Genomic DNA, 9661 nt, shown 5'->3' with positions numbered 1-9661 from the left:
GATGACGGTGGGGTTGAAAATGCGATTCGGGCGTGGGCGGCGAACGATTCTAAGGTGGCTGCGATTCTCGATCGCGTCGATCGGCGTCGTTTGAGCTATACCAAAGAACTTTTTTTCGAGGTGGGCTTCGCGCCATTTGAAGCAATGACGCGGGCCCGCATGGTTTACTACTCCCTCGTTGGCGAATTTACCATCGGCACTCGAGCGAATCGAGACGAACGCTTAGCCGAGATTCGACTCCAACACGCCATTCTCACGCGCCGGAATTGAACGTTCGACCCGCAATATCCGATGATTTCCTCTATCTATCAGATCGGATCGTCCCACGACCTGAAAAGCCCCTAAGCATGTTCGATGCGGAAAACATTCGCATACAAATTGGCAATAATCTGTTTGCCTTCTTGGGTTAAATCGAGATAGCTCAAGGCATCCTCGACATAAGGATAGACCACCGTCCAGTAGAATTTCGGATAACCCGATCGCAAATCTCCCGGAGACTTGTAACCGAGTTCTTTATTCATTCCGGTTTCTTCAAATTCGTAGAATAAAGCGCTGATTTTCTGCAAGTAGCGGGGATCGCTCAGTTGGCCGATCAGATCCGATGCCCGGACTAAACCGGGATAGCCGAGGGTATCTTGGCGATCTGCTCCTGCCGGAACGGGAAAGCGCGTCAGTTCGATATTTTGCTTGACAATTTCGGCATTAATTAACTGATGACCGCCAAATCGTTCGTCAATAAATAACTTACCCCGATCGACGTGATAGGGTGTTAGACTCGCATCGGTCAATCCCGGTTCTAAGTAAATTGTGGTGTCGTTAATGCCGGTGGCGTAAGTTCGTTGGCGTTCGCTATCTTGGCGGCAAACCCCTTTGACGTAGCCAATATCGTGGCATAGCAAGGCGATCGTAAAATGCAGCCAATCTTCGCAAGACACGCCACCTTCGCGAATATGCTTGCCCCGTAGAATGTCTTGTCCGACTAAAGTCACCAAAATTGTATGCTCGATATTGTGATAGAGAGCATCGCTGTTGGCAATATTTTCCAGCGCCATTCCCCCAACCCAGGCAATAATTTCGCCGTAGTTCGATTTGTAGCCACCGTAGGTTGTCTGATAATTTTCCTGGAGGCGGGCAACAAAATCATTGACCAGTAGTTTTGTGGCATTAAACATTTGCTTTCTCCTTCTTCTAACTCGCGATTTACCGATTCAGTTGTGATGGACTTGCGACCGATGATGTGGCTTTTTCTCCCATGAGGTTACGGTGAAGGCGAAAGCCAAATCGATCGAAAAAATGTGGTTTGCGATCGGGGTGGGGGTTCGCTCTACGTCCAAACCCCGATCGAAGTGCGATCGATATATTATTTTTTTGAATGGTATTTTTGGAGTGGTATCGGGGTATCTAGAACCAGCCGGTTCGTTGAGGAAAAAACATTGTGGAAAGAACGGTCTGCGATCGCCGTTTGACTCGGTGAAGGGGATTCATTTGATAGATATCCCTCTTCTGTCACTCTCCGAGGAGTAGAATCGAAAAATCCCAAGCAAAAATCTCTAAAAATCAGATAAGGCAATGGATGTAGAGCTACAAGTGATTCAACATTTAGCCAGAGACGCTCAAAAGACAATCCCGTTAGTCGATGAATATTGCCGAGACTACACAGATATATTTCCAGAAGTTAGAAGTTATGAGTGTTTTAAGTATTTGCATTTAGGAATTGTCTCGGGAATTAAGAGAAAGTCACTGCCGGAAATTGCCAAAGCGGTTGGAGTCAAATCCTCACAATCATTGCATCACTTTTTAGCGAAATCACCTTGGAGTGTGGGAGAAGTAAAAAAGAGAAGATTAGGAAAAATCCGCACAGCGCTAGGGGAGCGGGAAATCACGGTAGTGATAGATGAAACGGGAGATAGAAAGAAAGGTAAAAGAACCGACTATGTAGCAAGGCAGTATCTAGGAAGCGTCGGGAAAATCGATCGAGGAATCGTATCAGTAAATGCCTACGGAGTTTATAAAAATATCACATTTCCCTTGACCTTCAAAGTCTTTAAGCCGAAAGGAACTCTCAAAGAAACTGAGGGATATCAAACGAAAACGGAGTTAGCCTCACAGCTCATTGAAGAAATTCGAGAGTGTGGGTTCAAAATCAATTTAGTTCTAGCGGATAGTTTATATGGAGAAAGCAGCACTTTTATTCAGGCGTTAGACAAACACCAATTAACTTGGGTCTTGGCAATTAGAAGTAATCATGGAGTCCTGATGCCTTCTGGAGAAAGGGTAAGAGCGAACAGATGGTGTAAATTCGAGCGCAGATTTAGCTCGGGAACCTCAGAAACTAGATACGTTAGAGAAATTATTTTTGGCAAGAGAAAAAACCGAACTTACTGGGAACTCACCACCGACCCAGAAACTTTACCCCCTAACTCAACATCCTTTGTGATGACGAATGTATCGGGAACTCTTCATCAAATCAAACAGAAAGTTGGGAATCTATATGGATTAAGAACATGGGTAGAATATGGCTTTAGACAGTGCAAACAAGAGTTGGGTTGGACGGATTATCGCTTCACGAAGTTTGAGCAAATAGAGAGATGGTGGGAAATAATTTTCAGTGCCTATCTCATGGTGAGCTTAAGAACTCAACCTTTTGCTGAGATACACCAACTTTCCCAGCCGAAGACAATCAAAAAAACAGCGATTAATGAACTTTTGCCCTCCGAATGGAATTCCGAGCGAGCTTGGAAGAATAGCTTGAATAATATTCGTTTACTGATGAGACCTTTGATTTCACTTTGGCTGATATCTCCTTGGCTAGAAGTTTTCCCCAATTACAGCCTGTTAATGGGATTTCACCGATTGATTCAATCGGTGATGAGGTTACATCATCATTTTAGTAGTGCATAGTCACGCCTTCTAAATATTCGTTGAACTCGGAGAGTGACAGAAGAGGGATATTGAGCAAGCCCGTTTAAATGCTGGTGGATGCAGTTGTTGAAGTTCTTCACTTGTCATCAGCCACTCATAACGCTTACCTATTTCTGCCTCATCTTCTCGATTCATGCAAGAGGTCTACTTAAGGTGCGTATGGCACGTGTCAATGTCGCAACGATCGGCCCGAAAACCTGGACTCGGGGGGTCTGGTTCTCATAAATACTTGCAGAGCGAGCAATCCCGTCGTTACGGTTGCACGGATAGGGTGTAGTCCCATCTCTGTCCGGGATCTGAAGTTCCGATCCAAATTTTATAACGACCTGACGATCGATCGGAAAGGGTCATTCCCGCATCCATTCCCACTTCAGTGTCGTCCGCACAGTAGAGGGTTTGTTCTTCAAGGTCTTGAATCAGCAAAGTGGTATCGCGCCCTCCACTATCCACCTGAATCCTGAGCCGATCGATATCGCGATCTAGAATTAAGATGTAGTCGGGAACCGGGTCGCCAAATCCCAAACATAGATTTTCATTCTCATCTTTGTTGCCCAACACGGCAGGTAGAGAAGTTGTACCTCCCGTATATCCTTGTGCGGATGTCATATCGGGAAATACGATCGAACCGAAATGGGAGTCTTCTGCCACACTGGGAAAGATTATAACTGAGGCGATCGCAAAACCGAAAAAGCAAGATTTCACAACCGATGGAGAGGCAATTTTCACGATCGCGATGGTTCCTTGACGACGAAAGGGAAGCGGACAAAGAGGCGAACGTTGAGAACGTAAAGCCCGATATTATACCACCCTCACCGTATCAAAGTTGTTAAATACAGAACCTATCTAAGGTGACAATTTAAACTCTGCCACATCTAAGTCAGTTGACAAAAATAAAATTTATGATGTAACGAAAAGTAAACTAAGAGATAGCAAGCCTCGTACCACCTCGAAATGAAAAACTATAGGTCATACCTACTGATTGATACCAAGTTCGGCCCAAAATTTAGAATTCCCAGCAGGAGGAATAGAAGTTGAAGATTGCAAACGATCTTACGTAATGGTAACCATCATCAGAACTTGATATTATCGTTGGATATCAGATGCGATCGATTGTTTGGTATTAATGGAAAAATGAGGATAATAAAAGATCTTGGATAGTCAGGTTAAATTTTAAAGACTTGCAACGATCGATTAATTTAAGTTTTTTTTGTTGATTAGCGTAAGTGACTCATTTAAAATGGCAATAATCATTGTACTTTTGATTACTTCGATCGGATGGATATTTACGGAAGTTTTTATCTTGATTCCCTTACAATGTTTGAACTGGCTGAGCTTGCCAAATTGGTTAATCTTAACGATCGTTATTTCTCTATTTTCATGGTTTCTCGACGAATAAATTTATAGCGATTGCGATTGGGTATAGTCTTTAATCATTAACAAACAATTTCGGTCGGAGTCGATGCGAGTATAAGCCAGGCGATCGACTATACTATGCATGATTTTTAAACCTCGTCCTCCCGTGGCTTCTAAGTCGATCTCCTCTGGCAACGTCTTGAGCTTCTCCTCTAGATTAAAAGGCGGTCCGTAGTCTAAAATACGAATCTCTAGAGATTGTGGAGACTGTGTAACTTCTATATCAATGGGTACATTAGACGGCAGGTTTTTGTGCGCGTGACGCACGGCATTCGTAAACCCTTCTGCTAGAGCTGTCTTGCACTGCAACCAAATTCGTTGGGAAATATGAGGAGGCTCGAACCGATCGAACCAGGATAAAATGCGGGCCAGAGCAGCCAGATCGGTGCCGACTCGTAGGACTTCTTGGTGGTGAGATGGAAATTTACTAGAATCTTTCAACTCGCTCACATCCTTTTTTTGCTAATCTGCTTGTGGTAGCTTCTCTGGCTTTATGACTCAAATTCTCCTGATCGATGATGACCCGACAACTCGGCTAGTTCTGAAGCGGGCGCTAACAAAACAAGGGTATAAAGTTGCCGTAGCACCCAATGGTGAAGAAGGGGTTGCGGCAGCCCAGAAACTACGACCCGGTCTGATTATCTGTGACTGGATGATGCCCGTCATGGATGGGCTGGAAGTTTGTCGACGAGTCAAAGCGAATCCGGAGTTATCCACAACTTTCTTTATTTTACTGACTGCCCGTGGAGCGATTGAAGATCGGGTCACGGGATTGGATACGGGGGCTGATGAATTCTTAGCCAAACCCATCGAAATTAACGAGCTACAGGCTCGGGTCAGGGCGGGTTTGCGCATTCATCAACTCAGCCAAGACCTACAACGACAAAAGCATATGCTAGAAACGGAGTTGAACGAAGCAGCCGATTACGTTCGTTCTCTTCTTCCTACCTCCGTCAAAGATGCTCCCGTTACGATTGATGCCCGATTTATTCCCTCTAAACAGTTAGGGGGGGATTGTTACGATTTTGAATGGCTCGATCCGAATCATTTAGCAATATATTTACTCGATGTGTCGGGACATGGAGTGGGTTCTGCACTGCTGTCTATTTCAGTTTTGAATGTTTTACGATCGCGCTCTTTACCCAACACGAGTTTTTACAAACCCAGTGAAGTTCTCAAAGCTCTCAATCAAACATTTCAAGGAAGTAACAACAGCGAGTTTTACGATGATAAGTATTTTACAATCTGGTATGGTGTTTATCACATCGAATCCCGTCAACTAGTATACGCTAGTGCGGGACATCCCCCGGCGATATTAGTCGTTCCGTCTACCGACGATCGAATTGAGATCGATCGTCTCAAAACCCCAAGTATCCCGATCGGAATGTTTCCAGAATCCGAATATACTTCCAAAGAGTGCAAAATTGCAGTTTCGAGTACGCTGTACATTTTTAGCGATGGGGTATACGAAATTCAACAACCGGATGGAACGGTGTGGGGGCTCAATGCTTTTACAGAGTTGCTTGCGAGTTACCCGGCTAAGAATAGCGATACTCTCGATCGATTGTTAAATTACATTCGGGCTTTAAATTCTTACGAAATTTTAGATGATGATTTATCCTTACTTCAGCTTAAATTTCCTTAGTTCTACCCAGTTTCAATTTAAAATATAGTGGTTTAGTTTCGGTCAATTTCAATTCCTAGAAAAGAATTTTATTGAAAACCGAAATAACGAGAATTCAAACAGTACTTTAGAACCAGAGACTTCATCGGCTCGAATGCAACTCTAGATAAAGATCGACACAAGCCTCACTATCGAGATTGGGAAACCCGAACTAGGTTACCTTTTGGACTTCGAGGTCGAATTCTTCGCGATTGGCAAACACTTTAAAAACGCGATCCATACTCGTTAGCTCGAACAAGATTCTGACTTGGTCGCTAATGGAACAGATATATAACTTCGCCCCGGACGAACGCACGGTTTTAAGAGCAGAGACTAACGACCCTAAACCCGAACTATCAATAAATGTCACATCTTTTAAGTCGAGCAGTACGATTTCTGCCCCAGCTTCCAAACAGTCATTAATTTCTCGACGAACCTGATTGGCTTTAGAACCGTCTAAAAGACCTGTTGGTTGAACAACTTTGACATCTGGATTCATAAGTTTTAAGACTTGTAAGTCGAGCAGTTCACTGAACACTTTAAATTATATTGGAAACTGGGGCGTGCCTTCTCCCATCAATCGATTTTCAACCTCGCGATGGCATTAAGGTTAAGGTCGCGACCCGGAATCGATCGAAGTCGATACGAGTCGTCGTTTCCCCAGACTCGCTGCTCGGCGGCGTCGATCGGCAGGTGTTGTTTCCACGTCATTCGATCCTCCATCGGGCAGCAATCCGGCGATCTGCGCTCCCAAAAGCATTACATATAGGGGATTGAGCAGCAAGTACCGCTTCCACAAACGAGTGGGTTCTTGGGTGAGGCGAAATAGCCATTCTAAACCCGCATTTTGCATCCAAGCTGGGGCTAGTGGAAGATTTCCAGAGTGGAAATCAAAAGCCGCACCGATGCAAATCAGGGGACAATTTAACTGATGGCGATGCTCGAAAGCCCACTTTTCTTGGCGGGGACAGCCCAAGCCGACAAAGACGATACTCGCTCCCGACGCACGAATTTGTTCGATATACTCTGCTTGTTCTTCATCACTTAAGGGACGAAAAGGAGGGGAAATCGTACCGGCAATTTTCAGATTTGGGAATTGGCGCTTGAGATTGCGTTGCAGCTTTTCAAGTACGGGTTCGGTGGAACCGTAAAAAAAGACGCTCAAGTTTTCCTGAGCTGCTCTTTGACAAATGTGAAGTGTCAAGACCGGTCCGCAAACCCGTTCGCGCAAGGGAACATCCCCCGATTGGCGCAGCAGGTTCAGCGCCCAGCGCACGGGTTGCCCGTCGGGGGTAACCATCGTAAATTGATTCAGGTAACTGCCGTGTTCGCGATCGAGATACCCAGACATAATCCCGTGAACGTGAGTTGGAGCAACGGTACAGGATTCTCGTAATTTAGCGTTTTGAATGATGAATTCAGTACATTCGTGGTAGTTAGTCCGGCTAACTCCAACACCTAAAATACTTGTTTTTTGTGGGGGGGCGAGTAGTGTTTTAAAGTTCATGGGATCTGAAAATTTTTCTCCAACGGTTTCAAGGTAAACCATCACCAAACGATCGATATCGTTGGGTAGACAATTGGTAGAATGTACCCCACTGTAATTATCCGTAAAATCGATCGTGCATTCTATGACAGCGATCTGCTATTAGATATGACCTCGATCGCACGATGTTCCCGATTTTGTCGAGATGCGAGAACCTGTTGATAAATTCTGATGAGCTGGTGGTAGTTTTCTTCTTCGGTATACTTAGCCTCAAACTCCGCCCGAGCGGCAGCGCGCATTTTTGCTCCTTCTTCAGGACGATCGAGTATCCATTCCACTTGTCGGGCCAAATCTGCGGCATCTCCGGGTTGAAAGAGTAACCCCGTGCGACCGGGATCGACCAATTCGGAAATTGCCCCGATGTTGGCGGCGATCGCCGGAGTTCCTTTGGCAAATGCCTCGACGGCAACGCGACCGAAGGTTTCGTACCACTCTGAAGGAAAGACTAAAAAACGAGCCTCTCCCATCAGTCGATACACCTCGGCAAGGGGTTGACGTCCCAACCACTCCACTTGGGGAATCGCTTGGCTCAGTTGCCGAACTTCATCGGCTTTGGGTCCCTCCCCGACAATTTTTAGGGGAATGGGAGCACTCAGACGCTTCCAGGCATCGAGTAGGGTTCCCAACCCCTTTTCGTGGCTGAGGCGACCGACAAATAGGGCGTAACCGCCGCTGCCGGTGCCAATTCCCGGATCGGGGGCGACGAAATTGGGTTTGACAACCATTTTGCCCTCTGGCAAACCGCCTTCGAGCAGTTTAGCCTTCGCAAACTGACTGATGGCAATGTAGCAATCGACCATTTTCGTCCAGGTTCCCAGACCTCGGTGAGTGGCTATCATTGCTGCAACGGCAGCAGACCCCGCTCGGTTCCCTCGATAGCAACCCCGTACGATTCCCGGTAAGGGAATGGTTTTCCCCATGCAATCTTCGCAAATCTTGCCCTCACGGAAAAATTGAGCGTTCGGACACAAGAGGCGATAGTTTCGCAGGGTTTGAACCACCGGAACGCCAACTGAAGCAGCAGCGTAATAGACTGAGGGTGAAATCAACGGAAAGAAGTTTTGGACGTGAATGAGATCGTATCGATCGTTTTGCAGGATTTTGCGAACGGATCGATAAGTCTGGTGAGACCAAATCGTTCTGAGGGCAACTTGGACTTTACCCAGTTCGCTAATTTTTTCGTTGTTTTGCTCGTAGACATCGACATGATGCCCCCGATCTCGAAGTAGACGCTCCTCGGCTTCGCGGGATTCATCTTCGCCGCCGCGAATTTGATAGCGGTTGTGTACGCTGAGAATTCGCATGGTATTCTCTTCTCCGGATTTTTCCAACGCGGTGCGTGCAGACATGATGTCTACCTCTATTTCCACTGTAGTCTCAGTGAGTTGGAGGTTGCCCCCGTAAATTCCCCAGTTTTTTGGACAAAACTGACTTTAGGGTTAAAAATCCGCAATCGAGTCGAGCGAGTTTTCCAGTATGGATGTTGACGGCGAGAGTGTTAATTTTCCTCGAAGGTTCAAATGATTCCTCGCATCTATGTTTAGTCGGCTATTCAGGACGTTGGGGCGAGCTTGCCTCTTAAAATCCGAATGTAGCTCGTGATATTTTGTGCGTTACAGTTTTTGTTGGCTCTTGTTGTATTGGCTCGGACTGTGCGCGAACGGTTTACGAGTGACGATCTTCACCGTTGTCGGATTCGTCAGGGCGGCGATCGTCGCTAGAGGGCAATTTCGGCTGTTTTCGCTCGGATTCGGTTGCACCGGCAATTTTGGTCTGAAGATTGTCCGTGGTGGTTTGGGCAGCATCTTGAACCCGATCGAGAGCGTTTTGAGTGCCGTGCTTGACTGCTTCTAGATCTTGTTTGGTGCGTTCGTAATCTTCTTTAAGAAATTCGGTTACTCGATCGAGTCGATCGCTCCATCCTTTGGCATACTGCTGGGGCGATCGTACGGCTGCTTCGAGGACGATGATGCGTTTGCTACCGACGCTCGATAGGGCGATGGGTTGGAGCAAGTAGACCCCATCGAGGATGCCGCGCCAGCCGCTAGAGGAGTATAGATAGCCCACCACCGCCCCTGTTTGCGGTTGTAAGAGAAAGTCCGCGAGCTTGCCGACTT

Annotated in this window: 10 protein-coding genes and 1 pseudogene; 4 read left to right on the top strand and 7 right to left on the bottom strand. The window is 46.2% G+C overall.

From position 1 onward, the window contains the following. A partial coding sequence (locus IQ235_RS10165; RefSeq protein WP_264321356.1) for a hypothetical protein occupies positions 1 to 270 on the top strand: 270 nt, incomplete at its 5' end. Positions 271 to 341: 71 nt separating this feature from the next. On the opposite strand, the gene IQ235_RS10160 is transcribed toward IQ235_RS10165, so the two are convergent. Continuing rightward, a complete protein-coding gene (locus IQ235_RS10160) occupies positions 342 to 1172 on the bottom strand; it encodes an Npun_R2479 family HD domain-containing metalloprotein (RefSeq protein ID WP_264321355.1) in 831 nt (276 codons plus the stop codon). A gap of 123 nt (positions 1173 to 1295) precedes the next feature. On the opposite strand from IQ235_RS10160, the gene IQ235_RS10155 reads away from it, so the two are divergent. Next, complete coding sequence (locus IQ235_RS10155) at positions 1296 to 1466, top strand: hypothetical protein (RefSeq protein WP_264321354.1); 171 nt, start codon at positions 1296 to 1298, stop codon at positions 1464 to 1466. A 103-nt stretch (positions 1467 to 1569) separates the two neighbouring features. Beyond that, positions 1570 to 2901, top strand: a complete 1332-nt coding sequence (locus IQ235_RS10150; RefSeq protein ID WP_264321353.1) for an IS701 family transposase — start codon at positions 1570 to 1572, stop codon at positions 2899 to 2901. A gap of 273 nt (positions 2902 to 3174) precedes the next feature. Here IQ235_RS10150 and IQ235_RS10145 read toward each other — a convergent pair whose 3' ends face one another. Beyond that, entirely contained in the window at positions 3175 to 3648 is a 474-nt protein-coding gene (locus IQ235_RS10145) for a hypothetical protein (protein WP_264321352.1), read from the bottom strand. Between the two features lie 672 nt (positions 3649 to 4320). Then, a complete protein-coding gene (locus IQ235_RS10140; protein WP_405196659.1) occupies positions 4321 to 4785 on the bottom strand; it encodes an ATP-binding protein in 465 nt (154 codons plus the stop codon). 43 nt (positions 4786 to 4828) lie between these two features. Here IQ235_RS10140 and IQ235_RS10135 point away from each other — a divergent pair, with 43 nt between their 5' ends. After that, positions 4829 to 5980 carry a PP2C family protein-serine/threonine phosphatase gene (locus IQ235_RS10135; RefSeq protein ID WP_264321350.1) on the top strand — a complete coding sequence of 384 codons (1152 nt, stop codon included), beginning with the start codon at positions 4829 to 4831 and terminating at the stop codon, positions 5978 to 5980. A 190-nt stretch (positions 5981 to 6170) separates the two neighbouring features. On the opposite strand, the gene IQ235_RS10130 is transcribed toward IQ235_RS10135, so the two are convergent. The 4 genes and pseudogenes from IQ235_RS10130 to IQ235_RS10115 form a co-directional block, all read right to left on the bottom strand. Then, on the bottom strand, positions 6171 to 6497 hold the full coding sequence (locus tag IQ235_RS10130) for an STAS domain-containing protein (protein ID WP_264321349.1): 327 nt from the start codon (positions 6495 to 6497) through the stop codon (positions 6171 to 6173). Positions 6498 to 6608: 111 nt separating this feature from the next. Then, positions 6609 to 7505: a WecB/TagA/CpsF family glycosyltransferase gene (locus IQ235_RS10125; protein ID WP_264321348.1), complete on the bottom strand. Its 897-nt coding sequence runs from the start codon at positions 7503 to 7505 to the stop codon at positions 6609 to 6611. 122 nt (positions 7506 to 7627) lie between these two features. Then, positions 7628 to 8893 (bottom strand): glycosyltransferase, encoded by a 1266-nt coding sequence (locus tag IQ235_RS10120; RefSeq protein ID WP_319592572.1) that lies wholly within the window; start codon positions 8891 to 8893, stop codon positions 7628 to 7630. 316 nt (positions 8894 to 9209) lie between these two features. After that, positions 9210 to 9661, bottom strand: a pseudogene (locus IQ235_RS10115) (PRC-barrel domain-containing protein); the annotation flags it as partial.

Origin of the sequence: Zarconia navalis LEGE 11467, from assembly GCF_015207075.1 — a bacterium.
Lineage (GTDB): Bacteria > Cyanobacteriota > Cyanobacteriia > Cyanobacteriales > Geitlerinemataceae > Zarconia > Zarconia navalis.
The sequence above is the reverse complement of the archived record's forward strand: the minus strand, read 5'-3'. Positions and strand labels throughout refer to the sequence as shown.